This is a genomic window from Thermus brockianus, assembly GCF_001880325.1.
GTDB lineage: Bacteria > Deinococcota > Deinococci > Deinococcales > Thermaceae > Thermus > Thermus brockianus.
This window is the reverse complement of sequence record NZ_CP016313.1, coordinates 279252-297024: the sequence shown is the minus strand read 5'-3', so window position 1 is coordinate 297024 and position 17773 is coordinate 279252. Positions and strand designations below refer to the sequence as shown.

Sequence of the window (17773 nt, the reverse complement as noted above, 5' to 3'; positions counted from 1 at the left end):
CTCTACTTGACCACGGTGCGCATGGAAACCTGGACTTTAGCGCCTTTAGGCAGCTCCGGAACGAGCCACCGCACGTGGGTGTACTCTTCGGGCTTCACTTCCGCCTCCTTTTCCACCTCCTTGCCGTTTTCCACCACCCGGACCCGCTTCTTCAGGGGCGGGAAGCCGTAGGTCCTCCCCCCGTCAAAGCTGAACTCCGGGCGGATGGTGGACCCGCTTAGGGTCAGGGGCTTAGCGCTCCCGTCCAGGTAGTGGGTCTCCTTGGGGACGGGGATCACCAAGGCCACCTGACGCAAGGCACCCTGGGAGCGGTTTTCCGCCACCAGGCGCCACTCCAGCACGTCCCCGGGCTTCACCGCCACGGGGTTTTCCTCGTAGACCTCCTTGCCTTCCAATACCCGTACTAGGTAGGGCCTCAGGTCCAGGCTAAGCGCCTGGGCGAGGGCCACTAGGACGGCCAGGAAACCGAGCCAGAACCAGGGTCGCCGCATATACCACCCCGTTGGGAAGGGTAAGGGCCCCATGTGAAAAGGGTGTGAAAGGACAGGTGAAAGCTCCCTGTCCCTCGCAAGAATGCCCTCAGAGGGGTTCTATACGTTCCCTGGCTTCCCCAGGCCGCCTCGCCCCGATGGCGAAGAGGGCGATGCGCATCTCGCTCAGGTAATCCGCAATCCAGGCGGCTACCCTTTCCCCGCCCTCCAGGGCTGGCCTTAAGAGGGGCCTCGCCACCGCCACCAGGTCCGCTCCCAGGGCCAGGGCCTTCACGGCGTCCGTTCCCGTGTAGACCCCGCCCGAGGCGATGAGGGGGATTTCCGGCAGTACCGCCCGCACCTCCTGGATGGCCTGGGCCGTGGGGATGCCGATCTCGCAAAGCTCGGGGTGGCGCACCTCGCCGAAGCGTACCCACTCCTCCACCCGGGCCCAGCTCGTCCCCCCGGCCCCCGCCACGTCCACCGCCGCCAGGGGGAGGCCCCTTAGGGCCAAGGCCGCCTCCCGGGAAAGCCCGTGCCCTACCTCTTTGAGGAGAACGGGGAAGGGTAGGGGGAGGAGGGCGGCCAGGCGTTCCAGGAGGCCCCTAAAGTCCGTGTCCCCCTTCTGCGCCGCCTCCTGGAGGGGGTTCACGTGGAGGGCCAGGGCGTCCGCCTCCACCAGCTCCACGAGGCGGATGAGATCGTCCCGCCCGTAGCGGCGGAGTTGCGCCAGGCCCAGGTTGGCGATAAGGAGGGCCTTGGGGGCCACCCGACGCACGCGGAAGCTGGGCAGGGCCTCGGGCCTTTCCAGGAGGATGCGCCCCGAGCCTAGCATCATGCCCACCCCCAGGGCCTCCGCCGCCTCCGCCAGGGCCAGATTGATCCTTTCCCCGTTTTCCTCCCCTCCGGTCATGGCCCCGATGAGGAAGGGAGCCTGCAAGACCTTGCCGAGAAAGGGGGTGGTGAGGTCCACCTCGGAAAGGGCGAGCCCCGCCAAGGCCTGGTAGCGGAGGCGGAAGCGCTCTAAGCCCGTGGTGGTCCTCCGATAGGCCACGTCCCCTTCCAGGCAGGCCTGGAGGTGCTTCCGCTTCCTCTCCAGGGTGCTCACACCCGGGCCTCCAGGAGGCCTTTGGGGGCCCTTTCCAGCCCCAGGTCGTGGGCGATGAGCCTCGCCGTCATCTTGGCGGACATGAGGACGCTGGGCAGGCCCGCCCCGGGCTGGTAGCTCTGGCCCACCAGGTAAAGCCCCTTCACATCCTCCGAGCGGTTGTGGGGCCGGAGGCTCGCCGTCTGCCAGAGCACGGGCTCGGGGCCGAAGGCGTTGCCCAGGTGGCTATTCAGGGTCCACTGGAAGTAGTCCGGCGTGATGTAGTGGGTGTAGACCAGGCGGTCCATGAGCCCGGGGAGGAAGCCCGCCTCGTCCAGGTAGCGCAGGGCCTTTTCCAAGTAGCTGGGGCCCAGTTCCCGCCAGTCCAGGCCGCTCCCATTGTGGGGCACGGGCACCAGGGTGTAGGCGGCGTGGTGGCCTGGGGGGGCCAGGGAGGGGTCGGTGAGGGTGGGGAGGTGAAGGTAGTGGGCGAAGTCCTCGGGGAGGACCTTGCGGAGGAAGATGTCCCGCAAAAGGCCCTCGTACCGCTCGCTTAGGAGGACGTTGTGGTGCTTGAGCCTTTCCCCCTCGTCTCCCCGGGCGCGGAAGCCGAAGTAGGCCACGAAGAGGCTCATGGAAAGCCGGGTGCGCTTTAGGCGCCAGTCCCCGTGGAGGCGCCTGTCCTCGGAGGCCAAGAGTTCCCCGTAGGTGTGCACGTAGTCGGCGTTGGAGACCACCAGGTCGGCGTCTATCCGCTCCCCGCTTTCGAGGACCACCCCTACAGCTTTGCCCTTCCGGGTGAGGATGCGGCGCACGGGGGCTTGGTAGCGCACCTTCCCCCCAAGCTCCTCCAGCTTCCGCACCATCCCCCGCACCAGGGCCCCCGTTCCCCCCATGGCGAAGTGGACCCCCCAGGTGCGTTCCACGAAATGGATCATGGCGTAGATGGCGGGCACCGAAAGGGGGTTTCCCCCAATGAGGAGGCTCTCAAAGGAGAAGACCCGTCGCATCTTGGGGTTCCGGAGATACTTTTTCACGAAGGAAAAGAGAGGGCGGACGGCGTCCAGCCGGAGGAGGTCCGGGGCCACCCGGAGGAGGTCCAGGAGGCTTCCGAAGTGGGTGAAGCCGAGCTCCAGGAAGCCCCTCTGGAAGATGGCCTTGGCGTCCTGTTCAAAGCGGAGGTAGCCCTCGAGGTCCTCAGGGGCTAGGCGCCGGATCTCCGAAAGGAGGTGCTCCCGGTCGTCCTTGTAGTCAAAGTGGGTCCCGTCGGGGAAGTGGATGCGGTAGAAGGGGTCCAAGGGGACGAGCTTCACGTAGCGCTCCGTTGCCCTTAGGCCCTCCTCCTCGGGGAAGTCGGGGTAAAGGCGGGGGTTGCCGGGGCCTGTGGCGAAGAGGTCCTCCAGGAAAGGGGGCACGGTGATCACCGTGGGCCCCATGTCAAAGGTGAAGCCCTCCGCCCGGTGCACCCGGGCCCTTCCCCCGGGGCCGTCCTGCTTTTCCAGAACGAGCACCTCTAGTCCCATGGCGGCGAGGCGGATGGCGCAGGCGAGCCCCCCCACCCCGCTTCCAATAACCACAGCGCGCATGGGAGGAGCTTACCCCAGGGGAAGGGAAGGATTGCGGGAGAGGCTACACCCTAGGGCAAGGCCCGGCCCTTCCAGCGCTTCCCGGGAAGGAGGGCCCGGAGGTAGGCGGGGAGGAGGAGGAGGGGCGCCAGGGGGGTGAGGAGGCCGGCTAGGAATTCCCCCTTGGTGGCCACCTGGACCAGGGCCCTTTCCAGAAGCCCCAAAAGGCCTAGCTCCGGGCGCCCGAAGGCCCAGGGGAGGGTGTAGAGGGCCAGGTGGTAGAACCACGACCCCAGGAGGACGGCGGGGTTTTTCAGGTGGATCTCCAGGAAGTTCTTGCCAAACCCCGCCACCACCTCCCCGTAGCCCCGGTACATCCGGGCCGAGAAGAGTTCCACCCCCAGGAAAAGCCCGTAGTGCCTCGCCTTCAGCGCCAAGGCCACGTCCTCCAGGACCTCGCCCCGCACCCCTTCGTGCCCCCCAAGGGCGAAGTAGGCCTCCCGGCGGAAGGCCAGGACCTGGCCGTTCGCCACCCGCAGGGCCAGGAGCCAGGGGTGGGGCAGGAAGGAGAAGAGCCCCCCCATGACGAAGGGCACCGTGGCGAGGACCAGGGGATTTCCCCCGGCCTCCTGGCGGGGCAGGGCCGAGACCGCCTCCCGCCCCTCCAGGGCGGCGAGGAGCCCCCCCAGGGCCCCCTCGTGCCAGAGCACGTCGGCGTCGGTGAAGACCAGGACCTCCCCCCGCGCCGCCTGGGCCAGCTGCCAGCAGGCCCAGTTCTTCCCCGTCCAACCCGGGGGAGGGGGCTTCCCCCGAAGGAGGCGGAAGCCCGGGTGGCCCCCGCCCAGGGCGGCGGCCACCTCCGCCGTGCCGTCCTCGGAGCCGTCGTCCAGGACCAGGACCTCGAGGGCCCCCTGCCGGAGGAGGGCAGGGAGGGTGCGCCGCAGGTTTTCCGCCTCGTTCCGGGCCGGGACCAGGAGGGAGGCCTGGGGCCTCGGGGGGGTGGGCTTGGGGGAGAGGCGGGGGAAGGCGAGGAGGTTGTAGAGGAGGGCGAGCCACCTCAGGAGGAGGAAGAGGAGGACGCCGAAGAAGAAGTCCCCCCTCATCGCCTCAGGGCCTCCACCCAGGGGCGCACCCGTTCCTCCAGGCTCCTTCTCCCCCTCAAGACCTCCCGGAAGCCCTCCGGCACCGCCCGGGGGTGGGTCCCGGCGAGGAGCCCGTCCAGCTCCGCCAGGAGTTCCCCCAAGGCCCCCGGGAGGTCCCCCTCCGGGGGCAAGGGGCTCCCCACAAGGAGGAAGGCCTCGGGGTGCTCAAAGCCCCTCAGGACCACCCGGGCGGCCACAGGGAGGAGGGGCACCCCGGCCCTTTGGCCAAGCCAGGCCGCCCCCCGCCGCAGGGGGCCCAAGGGCCCGGGGTAGCGCATCTCCCCCTCGGGGAAGACCCCCACCCACGCCCCCCGCCCAAGCCGCCTTAGGGCCTCCCGCACCCGGCCCGCCGGGAGGGCCCCGGCCAGGGCCAGGACGGGGAAGGCCTTCAGGTTCTCCTCCGCCACCAGGAGGCTTGTGGGCCGCCCGGCGAGCCTTCCCAGGAGCCAGACCAAATGCCCGTCAAAGAAGCTATGGTGGTTCATGGCGAGGACCACGGGCCCCTGGGGGAGGTGCCCTTTCAGGTACACCCCCCGGAGGCTCCCCTTGAGGCTCAGGAGGAGGAGGCCTTCCACGAAGGCCTTGAGGAGCCGGGCGAAGGGGCGCTCGGGGTCCATCACCGTAGGCGCCTTAGGGCCTCGGGGTGCCAGGCCAGGAGGAGGCCCTGCACCACCGCCAGGTTGGTGGCGAGGAAGAAGACCATCTCCTCCAGGGGTAGCCCCAAGGCCTTGGGCCCCAGGGTGTACTCGGGGGCGATCCACCAGATGCCCGTCCGGATGGCGTAGAGGTCGGCGAGCCACAGGTACAGGGTGGGAAGCCCCACCCCGAGGAGGAGGGCCCTCCGCCACCCCCAAAGGAGGTCCCCCCGAAGGCCCACTGGAGGAGGAAGACGGGGGCGAAGTAGGCGAGGATGAGGCCCAGGTAAAGGGCCTTCCCCCCAAGGGCGAGGAGGAGGACGCCCAGGGCGGTGAGGAGGAGGAACCCCCCACCCCCGAGCACCCGGAAGACCCCAGGCCCCGGGGGCGGGGGAGGCCCGGCGATGCGGAGGAGGAAGGCCCCCGTGAGGAGGGGTTGGAGGACGAAGAAGAGGTACTCCTCGAGGGGCACGTACCCCAGGCGGAGGAGGACCCGCCCCTCGGGGTAGCCCCACACCCCCCGCCAGACCAGGTAGTTGTCCCAAGGGGTGGTGTAGAGGAGGGCGATGAGGGGCAGGAGGAGGTAGGCCCAAAGCCTGGGCGGCCTGGGCCGGCCCAAGAGGAGGAGGAGAAGGAGGGGCGGTAGGATGAAGGCGAGGTGAAACTCCAGGTAGGTCATGCCGCCTCCAGGCGGGCGGGAAGCCCCCCCTTGGGCCAGAGGGTGACCCCGGCGTGGACCTCGGGCTTAGGCAGGGGCTCCAGGCGGAAGCGGCGGAAGAAGGCCGTTAGGGCCACCTCCCCCTCCAGGAGGGCGAAGTCCCGCCCGAGGCAGAGCCTAGGCCCGAAGCCGAAGGGGAAGTAGCGGCCGCTTGGGGTGCCCGGGGTTTCCAGGAAGCGCCCAGGCCGGAAGGCCTCCCCCTCGGGGAAGTGGAGGCGGTGGGTCACGTAGGGGGAGAGGACCACCGTGGTCCCCGCCTCTATCCTCTCCCCCAGGAGGTCTAAAGGGGCTTCCGCCTTGCGGGTGAGGACCCAGGCGGGGGGGTAGAGCCTTAGGGCCTCCTGGAAGGCGGAGCGGGCGAAGGCGGGGTCCTCCGCCACCCGGGCCTGGTCCGAGGGGTCTTGCGAGAGGAGGTAGAGGGCCCAGGTGAGGGCGCTTCCCGTGGTCTCGTGCCCGGCGATGAGGAGGGTCTTGGCCTCCGCCAGGGCCCTTTCCCGGGGCAGGTGGGCGAGGGGGGGCACCCGGACCAGGGCTTCCGCCTCCCGCTCCAGGGCCTGCCGGAGCCTCACGAAGCGGGCCTCCGCTAGGAGGTCCAGCCGGGTGAGGGGGTTTCGCATCCTTCCCACTACCCGCTCCAAGGCCTTCAGGGCCACCTCCGCCAAGGGTTCGGGAAGCGGCTTGCCCCAAAGGGCCCGTCCCAGGAAGCGCAAGGAGAGGGCGAGCATCTCCCGGGCCAGGTCCCGCGCTTCCCCGGGCCGCCAGGAGGCGAAAAACCCTTCCGCCTCCTCCTGGAAGAGGGGGGCGTAGGCCCAGACCGCCTTGGGGAGGAAGGGGTCCTTGAGGGCCTTCCGGGCCTCCTTCCAGGTAGGGCCGAAGTCCGTGAGGAGGCCCCGCCCCGTGAGGCGGGCGAGCTCCCGGTACTGGAAGGTGGCCTTGCTCTCCAGGCCCAGGAGGACCGCCTCCACCCCCGTGGGGTCAAAGACCAGGTGGAGGGGCATGCCGGGGAGGGGAAGCCTTAGGCGGGCGTGCCGCCTCCCCCAGGCGAGGAGGGTTTCCAGGGGATCGTCCCGGAGGCGCCTTAGGTCGGGGAGGGCCTCCTTCAGGTCCAAGGTGGCGGTCATGGTTAGAGGATACCCGGGAAGGCCAGGCCTTCTCCCCTCTGGGCTACCCTTTCGCCAGGGCCTGGGCCAAGGAGAGGTAGCGGCGCCTCGCCTCCCCTAGGTCCACCACGGGGTCCTTGGGCTCGTAGGAGGGGTACTCGGGGGCGAAGCGGGCGAGCCAGGTGCCCTCGGGGTCGTGCCGCCTCCCCTGCTCCACCAGGTTGAAGACCCGGAAGTAGGGGGCGGCGTCCACCCCAAGCCCCCCGGCCCACTGCCAGCCCTGGAGGTTCTGCGGCGTGTCCCCGTCCAGGAGGAGGGCCTTAAAGGCAGCCTCCGCCTTCCGCCAGGGGAGGAGGAGGTACTTGACGGCGAACTGGGCCACGCACATGCGGGCCCGGTTGGAGAGGAAGCCCGTGGCCCAGAGTTCCCGCATGGCGGCGTCCACCAGGGGGACGCCCGTCTTTCCCTCCAGCCAGGCCCGGAAAAGCCCCTCGTCCTCGTTCCAGGGGAGGGCTTCCCAACGGGGGTCTAAGGCCCTTTCCCGCATTCCAGGGAAGTGGTAGAGGAGGTGGTAGGAGAAGTCCCGCCACAGGAGCTCATCTACCCACTTCTCCGCCCCCCTTCCTCCCCGCCTCAGGGCCTCCCAGGCGGCGAGGCGGGGGGAGAGGACGTCCAGGGTGAAGTAGGGGGAGAGCCTCGAGCCCCCCTCCCCGTCCAGCCGGTCCCGGGCCTCGGCGTAGCGGCCGAGCTTCTCCTCCAAGAAGGCCTGGAGCCGGCCGAGGGCCGCCCCTTCCCCGGGTTCGGGAAGGGGCACGTCGGGGGTTTCTCTGGGGATTTCCCCCTCCTCCGGGGCCTTGGGCAGGGCCTCGGGGGCGGGCAGGGGAGGGTCCACCCCTTGGAAGTTCCGCCGGAAAGGGGTGTAGACCCGGTAGGCCCGGGGGAGGTCGGGGGGGATGAGGTGGGGGGCGGGGAGGAGGTGGAGGGGAACGCCTAGGGCCTCCCGCACCCGCTCGTCCCGGTAGCGGCCGTAGGGGGTGTAGCTCCTTAGGGCGTAGACCGCCTGCACCCGGAGCGCCCTCGCCGCCTCGGGCACCTTCTCCCAGGGGAGGCCTTCCAGGACCCAAAGGGCCCCGCCCCGCCTCCGGTAGGCCTCCCGCAGGGCCCGGACGTTTTCCAAAAACCAGGCCCGGCGCCGGGGAGTGGTCTTGAGGTTGTTGGGGTCCAGGACCACCAGGCCCACCACGGGGCCCTGCCCGAGGGCCTCGAGGAGGGCCGGGTGGTCGTGCAGGCGGAGGTCCGCCCGGTGCCAGACGAGGCGCATCACTCCGCCATCCGGGCCAGGCGGTAGGCCCGGGGGATGAGCCAAAGCCTTTCCCAGGGCTTCAGGTGGGCGCGCTGGCCCAGGTTCTCGTAGCCCATGAGCCTGAGCTTGTCCAAAATCCCCTGGTACTGGAGGGCGGCGAGGGCGATGGCCGCCTTGCCCACCCGGAGCCGGGGGATGCCCTTTAGCCCCTCCCGGTAAAGGGAGCGGGCCCGGGCCTCGAGGTGGGCCATGATGGCCCGGTAGCCCGGCGTGGCCCTTCCGGCGTGGAGGTCTTCCACCCGCACCCCATACTGGTCCAAAAGCGCCTCGGGCAGGTAGATCCGGTTCCGCAAGAGGTCCTCCCCCACGTCCCGGAGGATGTTGGTGAGCTGCATGGCCTGCCCCAAGGCGATGGCCTCCTCCTCGGTCCTTTCCCCTCCCGCCACCGCCACCATCATCCGCCCCACGGTGCCCCCCACCTGGTAGCAGTAGCGGAGGAGTTCCGCCTCCGTTTTCAGGCGTACGGGGCCCAGGTCCGTGAGGAAGCCGTCCCGCATATGGCGGAAAGCCTCAAAGGGTATATCCCACCGCTCCAGGGCCCAGGCGAGGCCCACCTCCCACGCCGCCTTGGGCCGCCCCTCGTAGGCCCGTTCCACCCCATCCCACCAGGCGGAAAGGGCCTCCCACCCGCCCCCGGGGCCATCCACCGCCTCGTCCCCCAGGCGGCAGGCGGTGTAGACGGCCCAGGCCCCCTTCCGCTCCACCGGGGGGAAGAGGAGGCTTCCCAAGTAAAAGGTGGAGGAATGGATACGGACGAGGCTCCCCAGGCGTTTCCAATCGGGTTCCATACTGCCCTCTTTTGCATCCTAGTTTAAGGCGGATTGGAGACTTTTGTCCCTACCACACTCCTGGGGGAGGGCGGGCCCTTTCCCTTGAGGCTTCAGGCCCTTCCGCCCCAGGGAGCCTTGGGGGAAGGGTGCCGGGGAGGGCCCGCCGCAAGGCATCCCCGCCATTATACACATGCTTGACAAAAGCTAGACGCCCTGCTACCCTAAGGGCATGACCCGAAGCGGGGCGTACACCATCGCCGAGGTGGAGGCCCTCACCGGCCTTTCGGCCCACGTCCTCCGCCAGTGGGAGCGCCGCTACGGCTTTCCCCGGCCCGAGCGCACCCCCGGAGGGCACCGCCTCTACGGGGAAGAGGAGGTGGAGCTCCTAAAGCGGGTCCGCCGCCTCCTGGAGGAGGGAGCTACCCCGCAGGCGGCCATCCGGCGGGTGCTTTCGGTAACGCCCAAGGCGGAGGGCTTGGCCGAGGAGACCAAAAGAGCTCTCCTCGCCGCTGACCTGGCGCAGGCGGAGGGCCTTTTCCGGAGGGCGGTGCGCCTCCTTGGGCCAGAAGGGGCGGCCCGGGAGGTGGTCCTGCCGGTCCTACGGGAGTTGGGCGAGGCCTGGCACCGGGGGGAGGTGTCCGTGGCCCAGGAGCACCTGGCCTCCACCTTCCTCCGGGCGCGGCTCCAGGAGCTTTTGGACCTCACCGGCCAGCCCAGGGGCGCCCCCATCCTGGTCACCACGCCCCCTGGGGAGCGGCACGAGATCGGGGCCATGCTGGCCGCCTACCACCTCCGCCGCCAGGGCCTGCCCGCCCTCTACCTGGGGCCCGATACCCCTCTACCCGACCTCAAGGCCCTGGCCCAGGGGCTTGGGGCCCAAGGGGTGGTGCTCTCCGTCCTCATGGCGGAAAGCCTAAAGGCCCTGCCCGACGGGGCCCTGCACGGCCTCGCCCCCCGGGTGGTCCTGGGCGGCGCCGGGGCCACGGCGGAAGAGGCCAGGCGGCTTGGGGCGCTCTATGTGGAAGACCTGGGGAAACTCCCCCAGGTGTTTTGGGAGGAGGCAGCATGAAGCGGATTGGACGCAAGCAGGTCATCTACCTGGCGGGGGACCCCGCCCACACCCTCTACCGGCTGGAGTCGGGCTTGGTGCGCATCGTGGAGCTCCTTCCCGACGGGCGTACCCTGACCCTTCGGCACGTGCTCCCCGGGGACTACTTCGGGGAGGAGGCCTTGGAGGGCAAGCGCCACCGCTACGCCGCCGAGGCCATGACGGAGGCGGTGGTGCAGGGGTTTGACCCCAAGGCCATGGACCACCAGGCCCTCCACCAGGTGGCCCGCAACCTGGCGCGGCAGATGCGGCGGGTGTTGGCCTACGAGACCCACCTGCAGACTGGGGAGCTTCGGGCCAGGATTGCCCGCTACCTCCTCTTCCTGGCGGACACCCCCGCCTCCTTCCGGGATGAGGAAGGGCTCTACGTGACCGTCTCCCACGAGGAGATCGCCGATGCCACCGCCTCCACCCGGGAATCGGTGTCCAAGCTCCTTTCCGACATGCGCCGGGAAGGGCTGATCGCCACCGCCTACCGCAAGGTTTACCTCTTGGACCTGGGGGCCCTCGAGGCCGAGGCCCAAGGCGCCTTGGAAGCGGCCTAAGGTGCGGGTTTTTGTCGTCGGCGGTACGGGTTTCGTGGGGCGGTACCTGGTGCGCCGCCTCCTGGAGGGTGGCCACACCCCCATCGTCCTGGCCCGGAGCGGCCACCACCTCCCCCAGGGGGCAGCCTTCGTGGAGGGGGACATCACCCGGGAGGTGCCGGACCTGAAGGGGGTGGAGGCCGCCATCTACCTGGCGGGCATCATCCGGGAGCGGGGCCAAAGCTTCCAGGCGGTGCACGTGGAGGGGGTGAAAAACCTCCTTACCGCCCTGCGCGAGGCCGGTGTGGAGCGGCTCCTCCACATGTCCGCCCTGGGGGCCCGGCGGGGCACGGGGAGCCGCTACTACGAGACCAAGGCGGAGGCGGAGGAGCTCGTGCGGCGAAGCGGCCTCAAGTGGACCATCTTCCGCCCAAGCCTCATCTTCGGCCCGGGGGACGAGTTCTTCGGGAAGATCCTCCGGGGCCTCGTGTGCGCCCCCTTGCCCTTCGTGCCCCTCATCGGGGACGGGCGGTTTCCCTTCCGCCCCGTGTACGTGGGGGACGTGGCGGAGGCTTTCGCCCGGGCCCTCGAGGGGAACGTCCTGGGCACCTTTGACCTGGTGGGGCCCAAGGAGTACACCTTCCGGGAGCTTTTGGAGCTCGTCATGGCCACGGTAGGCCGTAAAAAGCCCTTTCTGCCCATCCCCTTGCCCCTCATGGACCTCCTGGTGCCCCTCCTTTCCCCCTTGCCCTTCGCCCCCATCACCCGCGACCAGTACCTCATGCTCAAAGAGGGCAACACCGCACCCCTGCCCCAGGCGCTAAAGGACCTCCTGCCCACCCTGACGCCCCTGGAGGAGGTCCTGCCCAGCTACTTGGCCTGTTCCCCAAACCCCACCAGGGCCTAGGGCCGCAAGGGGCCTTTACGCCCGGTGGAAGCGGTGGAGCGCCACGGCGAGGGCGGCCCCAAGGACCGGCCCAAGGGCCGGTACCCAGGCGTAGGGGCTTGCCGCCCCCTCCACGCCGAGGAGCCAGGCGAGGAGCCTGGGGGAGAGGTCCCGGGCGGGGTTTAGGGCGAAGCCCCCGGGACCCCCGAGCCCATAGCCCACCGCCGCCACGGTGAGGGCGAGCCAGAGGGGAAGGAACCTCCCGTCCCGCCCGGCGAAGAGGATGACCGCCATGAGGGCGAAGGTGCCGAGCACCTCCGCTACCATGGGCCCCCAAAAGCCGTAGAGGGCCTCGGGGGCGGTGCGCAGGAAGCCTGGCCCCGTGCTGAAGACGTTGGGCAGGCCTTGGGCTAAAAGGCCCTCCCGGTAAGCCAGGTAGGCCCCCAGGGCGCCCAAAAACCCGCCCATAAACTGCCCAAATAGGTAAAGGGGCACGAGGCGCCAAGGGAAGAAGCCCCCCAGGGCCAGGCCCAGGGTCACGGCCGGGTTCAGGTGGGCCCCGGAGAGCGCCCGGCTCACCAAGACGCCCACCAACACGGCAAGCCCCGAGCCCAGGGCGAGGGTATCGTACCCGTAGGCCCCAGGGGTCAGCCGGGGCCCCAGCACGGCGTTGGCGGCGCTGCCCACGGTGAGGAGCACCAGGAGGAAGGTGCCCAGCAACTCGCCCAAGAAGGCCCTTTGCCGCTGGTTTTGGTCTACCATGGACACCTCCAGTCCTCCCTTGCCTAGCCCCCTGGGTGGGGAGGGGTTGTGGGGGAGAAGCGCAGGAGGGGTTCTATCCGCATCCTAACCCGCTCCCCGGGGTTTCCCTCCCAACGGATCCAGGCCTCCCCCGCGGGCAGGCGCACCCGGCAGAGGACCTCCCCTCGCAGGTCCCGGCGTTCCAGCACCACACCCTCCCAATCCCCACCTGGGCGCACCCATTCGTGGCGGAAGGCGAGGACCACCCCTTCCGTGGTGAGGAGGTTAGCCCGTCCGAAGGCGAGGAAGGCCTCCAGGGAGTTGGGGTGCTGGTAGACCTCCTGGGGGCTGCCCACCTGAAGGAGCCGGCCCCTGGCCAACACCCCTACGCGGTCAGCCAGGAGCATGGCCTCTTCCGGGTCGTGGGTGACGTGGATGGCGGTGATCCCCGTCTCCTTGAGGAGGGTGCGGACCTCGAGGCGTAGCCCCTCCCGAAGGACCGGGTCCAGGGCGCTGTAGGGCTCGTCCAGGAGGATAACCCGAGGCTTGCGGGCGAGGGCCCGGGCCAGGGCTACCCGTTGCCGCTGTCCCCCGAGAGCTGGTGGGGCCGTTTGTGGGCGTGTTCCAAGAGGCCCACCCGCTCAAGAAGGGCCAGGGCCTCCTTGGGATCTGGCTTGGGCATCACCAGGAGGAGGTGTTCCAGGGCGGTGAGGTGGGGCCATAGCCCCTGGTCCTGGAACACGTAGGCCAGTTGGCGCCCCTCTGGGGGCAGCCGGGTCACATCCCTTCCCCCAATCCACACGCGTCCCCGGTCCGGCGGGATGAGGCCCGCCGCCAAGTTCAGGAGGGTGGACTTGCCGCTCCCCGAGGCCCCTAGGAGTATGAACACCTCCCCTTCCCGCACCTCGAGGTCCACTCCCTCCACGCCCCCGCCCGTGGGGAAGCGCTTGTACACCCCCTCAAGCTTCACCATCTCGGCCTCCCCAGAAGACCTAAAGCGGCGAGGGCAAGGAGGAGGAGGCCTAGGCTCGCCGCTTCCCGGTAGAGCCCGCCGTTAAGGGCGGAGAGTACCGCCACCCCCACCGTTTCCGCCCCCGGGGCATAGAGGAGGGAGGAGAGCGTGATTTCGGAGACGGCCAGGGGAAAGATGAGGAAGGCCCCGGCGAAGGCGGAGGGGAGCAGGAGGGGGTAGCCCACCCGAGCCCAAGCCTTTGGTAGGGAGAGCCCGTGCACCCGCCCGGCGAGGACCATCTCCTCCACCTTTACCCCGCCCTCCACAGCCCGGAGGGCCAGGCTGGCGAAGTTCCAAAGGTAAGCGAGGAGGAGCAGGGCCGGGGTGGCGTAGAGGCGTGTGGGGGCCAGGAGGAGGATGAGCCCGATCCCGAGGAGGGTGCCGGGAAGCAGGTAGGCGAGGTCTAGGCTTTGCCGCAGGCTTCTCATGGTGTGGGGAAAGGGACGGACAACAAGGGCAAGGGCGAGGAGGACTCCCGTGGTCAACAGGGCGAGGAGCAGGGAGTGGAGGAGTCCCTGGCGGACGAGGGGGAGTTCCCAGGCGCGGGCAAAGGCGGGGTCCCAAGCCCCGGTGTAGGGGTTGAGGAGGGCTTCCCGCAGCAGGCCAAAGAGGCTAAGGCCGAGGGCAAAGAGGCTGTAGGTGGCGAAGAGGAGGCGGAAGCCCCCCCGTCTCCCCTCGGGGAGGGCCGGGTGGGCCTCTAGGAGGGCTGGGCGGGCAAGGAGGATGGCGGGGAGGGCCAGAAGCCCGAGCCAGAGCCCAAGGGCGGCGGCTTCCCCAATGGGGTCCTGGGCCAAGGGGCTTGTCAGCCGGGCATAGGCCAGGGTGGGGAGGGTGTAGACCCGCTCGGGCAAGCCTAGGACTGCCGGCACGCCGAAGTTACCCAGAAGGGCCAGGTAGAGCGCGCCCCCCGTCACGAGGAGGGAGGGCAGGAGGGGAGGTAGGAAGGCGTAAAGGCGCTTCCAGCCCTTCAGCCCGTGGACCCTGGCCGCTTGCAGCAGGGGTAGGGCGGCCTGGACCTGGGGCTTGAGGAGGAGGTAGGCCAAGGGCGCGTAGTGCAGCGTCCAGGCGAGCAGGATGCCTGGCACCCCATACGCCTTTAGTCCCAACTCCTGAAGGGTGAAGAGGAGGCCCATCCCGGTGACGAACGGGGGGACCAGATAGGAGAGGAGAAACACCCCTTCCCAGAGGCGGCTTACGCCACCCATCAAGGCCAGGTAGGCCAGCGCGAGACCCAAACCAAGGGCTAGGAGGGTTCCAGACGCGGCGAGTCCCAGGCTAAGGACTACCACGTCTAGGTCTTTGGGGGGAAGGAGATGGGGGAGGCCTCGGGGGAGGAGGGCGAGTAAGGGCGAGGTACCGAGGAGGGCGAGGGCGAAGGGGATGAGGGGATAGAGACGCCGGAGGAAGGTCATCTCCGCAGGCCAAAAAGGGCATTGAAGCGCTCTAGAACCTCCCGGCTAGCCTCTGGCCCGCGGATGCTGGCCAGGCGTTGGGGGCTTCCTTTTGGAACGGGAGAACCGGGGATGACGGGGTAGTAACCCCTTTCGGAAAAGATCCGCTGGCCGCCTTCCGAGAGGAGGAAGCGGAGAAATTTTTCTGCCAAGTCTGGTCTGGGGCTTCACGTGGGGATGCCCACGGGGGTAGGGGCGTAAACCGCTCCATCCTTGGGATATACGAGGGTTAGGGGAGCCCTCGCCGCCAGGAGCTTTTGGACCCCGTAATCGTTTGTGATGGCGAGTCCGTATTCACCCCGGGCTAGCTTTTGTTGAAGCACGGGATTTGGGGCTTCTATGGCCAAGCCGTTCGCCTTGAGCCCTTGCCAGAAGGGAAATCCGTAGCGCTCCGTGAGATGCCCTAACGCCACGGGGGCGGGCCAGTGGGGATCCGCCATGACCACTAGGTCCCTATAGGCCGGCCGGGTAAGGTCCGCCCAGGTGGTGGGGGGTGTGGGGACCTTTTTGGGATTCACGGCGATGATGATGTGGAGGAGGCGTACCTCGTAGTAGTAACCTCCCTCGTAGACGTACTGGGGGGGCAAGGAGGGGAAGGTTGGGGCCACGCGCCGCAGGAGGCCCCTTTGCCGGAGTTCGTGGAAAAGCCCTTTGCCAACACTCCAGATGAGGTCCGGTTGGGGATTGCCCGCTTCCAGTTCAGCACGGATTTTGGCCGCCACTTCCCCTGCTCCCGAGCGAAACACCCGCACCTCCACCTGGGGATAGATTTGGTTAAAACCTCGGACGATGGCCTGGACATCGGGCAGTTGGGCACCGGAGACGTAGAGGGTTAGCGTTCCCGCATCCTGGCACCAGGCTAGGGGTAAGGTAAGGAATGCCAGGAAGGCCAAAGGCAAGCGGAAACCACGGATCATACCCTTCATCTCCTTAGGCCGAAGAGGGCGTTGAACCTCCCCAGGGTTTCCTGGTCCGCGAACCGGGCCCGAACGGCCACAACCTTCTCCGGGGCACCCTTCGGCTTAGGGGCTTGGGGCATGACCGGATAGTAGCCCCTCTCGGCGAAGATGGTCTGGGCCTTGGGTGAAAGGAGGAAGCGTAGGAAGCGTTCGGCGAGCTGTGGGTTGCGGCTCCACGTGGGGATGGCCAGGGGCGTGGGCACCAGGATAGCCCCGTCCCGCGGGTAGACGGTGACCAGGGGGGCTCCCTTGGCCGCTTCCTGCCGTACCCCAAAGTCCGTGGTGAGGGCAAGCGAATATTCTCCCCGGGCGAGCTTTTGCTGGAGGACGGGGTTGGACTGCTCTATGCGCAGGCCTTGTTCCCGCATCCTTTCCCAAAAGGCCAGCCCAAAACGGGAGGCAAGGGTCCCCACCGTGGCCAAGGCGGCGCCCGAGAAGTTGGGGTCAGGCATGGCCATTAGGCCCCGGTAGGCGGGTTGGAGGAGGTCCTGCCAGCTCTTGGGAGGGGTGGGCAGGCGCTCAAGGTTCACCGCAAGCACGTTGTAGAGCAGGCGCACCTCGTAGTAGAGCCCGCCCCCGGGGGCGTACTCCACCGGGTACCCGGGGACTGTGGGAGGTACTCGGCGGAGTAACCCCTTCCCCGCCAACTCCTTGAGGAAGTCCTCGTTGGCAAACCAGAGGATGTCCGCTTGGGGGTTGCCCGCCTCCAGTTCGGTCCTCACCTTGGCCACCACTTCGCCGGTGCCTGAGCGGAAAACGCGCACCTGCACCCCTGGGTTTTGGGCCTGAAAGGCTTCCACCAGGGCGTTGACGTCCGCAAGGATTTCCGAGGTGTAGAGGGTAATGCTTTGAGCCCAGGCCCCTCCGAGGAGGGCAAAGAGGGCGAGCAGGGGTATCCTCCGCATGCCTTCCAACCTAAGCCTTCCCTGTCAGGAAAAGGTCAGGGGGACGTACCCCCCTGACCCACCTCGCCCTTTCCCTCAACGGCAGAAAGGCTTCAAGGCCTCGTCCACCCGCTTCTGGGCCTCCCTCGTGGTCTCCCGCACGTCCTTGCGGCCCAGGACCACCGCTTGCTCCGCCTCCGCAATGATGTCCTTGACCTGTTGAAGGTTGTAGACGGGGAGTTCAGCCCGGGCGTAGGCCAGCTGCTCGCGAGCCGTCTTGGGTTGGGGCCACTCTTGGAGGTACTTCTGCATGATGGGGAGGCTCCAACTGGAGCGGCGGGCGGCCACATACCCCGAGTCCAGGGCCCACCGCGCTTGGAGCTCGGGGCTTGTCATGAACTTGATGAAGCGGAGGGTGGCCTCCCGCTTCTTGGGGTCAGACCCTTTGAAGAGGTAGAAGTTAGCCCCGCCCGTGGGGACCCCATACCGCACCTGTTTGGGCAGGAAGGCCGTGCCGAAGGGGAAGCGGGCGTTGGCCCGGACAAAGCCCAAGGAGCCCGTGGAGTGGTAGATCATGGCAACTTTACCGGCGGTGAAGTCCCCCGGCGTGGTGCCCCAGGCCACCAACCCTTCGGGGCTCACCCCGTACCTACGGGCGAGGTCGGCCTTGAACTGCATTCCTTTTCGTACGGGCTCCGTGTCCACCAGGACCTTGCATCCCTTCCCCGCGGGGTCATAGAGCAGACCCCCCGCTTGGATGGTGAGGGCCTCCAGAAGCCACGTGGAGCGGTTCTCCGTGGGGATGGCCACTCCGTAGCGCACGATGCGCCCCTGCGCGTCCCGTTTGGTAAGGCGCTTGGCATACTCTACCAGCTCGTCCCACGAGGCAGGGGGCCTTTCCGGATCCAAACCTGCCTCTTGGAAGGCCTCCTTGTTGTAGTAGAGGATGGGTGTGGAGCGTTGGAAGGGTAGGCTGTAGACCTTTCCGTCCAGGGTTGAGTTCATCATGAAGGCAGGGAAAAAGTCGTTTACCGCTCGCTTGAGCTCGGGGTCCTTGGCTATATAGGCATCAAAGGGCTCTATGGCATCCATGGCCAAAAGGGTATAGAGCTGCTGGGAAAGCAGGATGGCCGTATCCGGTGGGTTCCCCGCCCTTATGGCGGCCACCACCTTGGCCTGGTTTTCCTCGTAGTTCCCACCAAAAACCGTGTTCACCTTGATGTCCGGGTTCTTGGCTTCAAACTCTTGCACGTAGCCCTCAATGAAGCGGGCTAGGGGGCCCGCGACCCCCACCGGGTAGTAAAAGGTGATGGTGGTGCTCTGGGCCAAACCTATTCCCAAGAGAACCCACAAGCCAA

The 17773-nt window shown here is 68.3% G+C and carries 18 protein-coding genes and 2 pseudogenes; 3 read left to right on the top strand and 17 right to left on the bottom strand.

The window, feature by feature from the left end; all coding sequences use genetic code 11:
- Window positions 1–2: 2 nt before the first annotated feature.
- From A0O31_RS12385 to A0O31_RS12345, 9 genes and pseudogenes are all read right to left on the bottom strand, one after another.
- Window positions 3–491: a hypothetical protein gene (locus A0O31_RS12385; RefSeq protein ID WP_071678236.1), complete on the bottom strand. Its 489-nt coding sequence runs from the start codon at window positions 489–491 to the stop codon at window positions 3–5.
- Window positions 492–579: 88 nt separating this feature from the next.
- Window positions 580–1578 (bottom strand): type 2 isopentenyl-diphosphate Delta-isomerase, encoded by a 999-nt coding sequence (gene fni, locus A0O31_RS12380; protein ID WP_071678235.1) that lies wholly within the window; start codon window positions 1576–1578, stop codon window positions 580–582.
- Window positions 1575–3143: a phytoene desaturase family protein gene (gene crtI / locus A0O31_RS12375; RefSeq protein ID WP_071678234.1), complete on the bottom strand. Its 1569-nt coding sequence runs from the start codon at window positions 3141–3143 to the stop codon at window positions 1575–1577. Before crtI ends, fni begins: the two co-directional genes overlap by 4 nt.
- A 50-nt stretch (window positions 3144–3193) precedes the next feature.
- Complete coding sequence (locus A0O31_RS12370; RefSeq protein ID WP_071678233.1) at window positions 3194–4225, bottom strand: glycosyltransferase family 2 protein; 1032 nt, start codon at window positions 4223–4225, stop codon at window positions 3194–3196.
- Window positions 4222–4881, bottom strand: coding sequence for a lysophospholipid acyltransferase family protein (locus tag A0O31_RS12365; RefSeq protein WP_054392159.1), 660 nt, complete (start codon window positions 4879–4881; stop codon window positions 4222–4224). The genes A0O31_RS12370 and A0O31_RS12365 overlap by 4 nt, the downstream gene beginning before the upstream one ends.
- A pseudogene (locus A0O31_RS13590) lies at window positions 4881–5578 on the bottom strand (lycopene cyclase domain-containing protein). The gene A0O31_RS12365 and the pseudogene A0O31_RS13590 overlap by 1 nt, the downstream one beginning before the upstream one ends.
- Window positions 5575–6738, bottom strand: coding sequence for a cytochrome P450 (locus A0O31_RS12355; protein ID WP_071678232.1), 1164 nt, complete (start codon window positions 6736–6738; stop codon window positions 5575–5577). Before A0O31_RS12355 ends, A0O31_RS13590 begins: the two are co-directional and overlap by 4 nt.
- Before the next feature lie 43 nt (window positions 6739–6781).
- A complete protein-coding gene (gene phr, locus A0O31_RS12350; protein ID WP_071678231.1) occupies window positions 6782–8038 on the bottom strand; it encodes a deoxyribodipyrimidine photo-lyase in 1257 nt (418 codons plus the stop codon).
- Window positions 8038–8868 carry a phytoene/squalene synthase family protein gene (locus tag A0O31_RS12345; RefSeq protein WP_071678230.1) on the bottom strand — a complete coding sequence of 277 codons (831 nt, stop codon included), beginning with the start codon at window positions 8866–8868 and terminating at the stop codon, window positions 8038–8040. The genes phr and A0O31_RS12345 overlap by 1 nt, the downstream gene beginning before the upstream one ends.
- A gap of 211 nt (window positions 8869–9079) precedes the next feature.
- On the opposite strand from A0O31_RS12345, the gene carH reads away from it, so the two are divergent.
- From carH to A0O31_RS12330, 3 genes are read left to right on the top strand one after another with little or no spacing between them, the layout of a single operon-like run.
- Entirely contained in the window at window positions 9080–9919 is an 840-nt protein-coding gene (carH, locus tag A0O31_RS12340; RefSeq protein ID WP_071678229.1) for an HTH-type transcriptional repressor CarH, read from the top strand.
- Window positions 9916–10503, top strand: coding sequence for a transcriptional regulator LdrP (gene ldrP / locus A0O31_RS12335; protein ID WP_054391849.1), 588 nt, complete (start codon window positions 9916–9918; stop codon window positions 10501–10503). The genes carH and ldrP overlap by 4 nt, the downstream gene beginning before the upstream one ends.
- A gap of 1 nt (window position 10504) precedes the next feature.
- Window positions 10505–11389 carry a complex I NDUFA9 subunit family protein gene (locus A0O31_RS12330; RefSeq protein WP_071678228.1) on the top strand — a complete coding sequence of 295 codons (885 nt, stop codon included), beginning with the start codon at window positions 10505–10507 and terminating at the stop codon, window positions 11387–11389.
- Between the two features lie 15 nt (window positions 11390–11404).
- Here the strand turns inward: A0O31_RS12330 and A0O31_RS12325 are convergent, their stop codons facing one another.
- The 8 genes and pseudogenes from A0O31_RS12325 to A0O31_RS12300 form a co-directional block, all read right to left on the bottom strand.
- Window positions 11405–12130, bottom strand: a complete 726-nt coding sequence (locus A0O31_RS12325) for an MIP/aquaporin family protein (RefSeq protein WP_071678227.1) — start codon at window positions 12128–12130, stop codon at window positions 11405–11407.
- A 23-nt stretch (window positions 12131–12153) separates the two neighbouring features.
- Window positions 12154–12516 (bottom strand): ATP-binding cassette domain-containing protein, encoded by a 363-nt coding sequence (locus tag A0O31_RS13355; RefSeq protein ID WP_237259084.1) that lies wholly within the window; start codon window positions 12514–12516, stop codon window positions 12154–12156.
- 168 nt (window positions 12517–12684) lie between these two features.
- A pseudogene (locus A0O31_RS13350) lies at window positions 12685–13082 on the bottom strand (ATP-binding cassette domain-containing protein); the annotation flags it as partial.
- A complete protein-coding gene (locus A0O31_RS12315) occupies window positions 13076–14533 on the bottom strand; it encodes an ABC transporter permease family protein (RefSeq protein ID WP_071678226.1) in 1458 nt (485 codons plus the stop codon). The gene A0O31_RS12315 and the pseudogene A0O31_RS13350, both read right to left, overlap by 7 nt.
- Window positions 14530–14724 carry a hypothetical protein gene (locus A0O31_RS13345; protein WP_237259064.1) on the bottom strand — a complete coding sequence of 65 codons (195 nt, stop codon included), beginning with the start codon at window positions 14722–14724 and terminating at the stop codon, window positions 14530–14532. Before A0O31_RS13345 ends, A0O31_RS12315 begins: the two co-directional genes overlap by 4 nt.
- Window positions 14725–14739: 15 nt before the next feature.
- A complete protein-coding gene (locus A0O31_RS12310; protein WP_237259063.1) occupies window positions 14740–15489 on the bottom strand; it encodes an extracellular solute-binding protein in 750 nt (249 codons plus the stop codon).
- Window positions 15490–15494: 5 nt separating this feature from the next.
- Window positions 15495–16436 (bottom strand): ABC transporter substrate-binding protein, encoded by a 942-nt coding sequence (locus A0O31_RS12305; RefSeq protein WP_071678225.1) that lies wholly within the window; start codon window positions 16434–16436, stop codon window positions 15495–15497.
- Window positions 16437–16511: 75 nt separating this feature from the next.
- Window positions 16512–17768, bottom strand: coding sequence for an ABC transporter substrate-binding protein (locus A0O31_RS12300; RefSeq protein WP_161489871.1), 1257 nt, complete (start codon window positions 17766–17768; stop codon window positions 16512–16514).
- Window positions 17769–17773 lie beyond the last annotated feature (5 nt).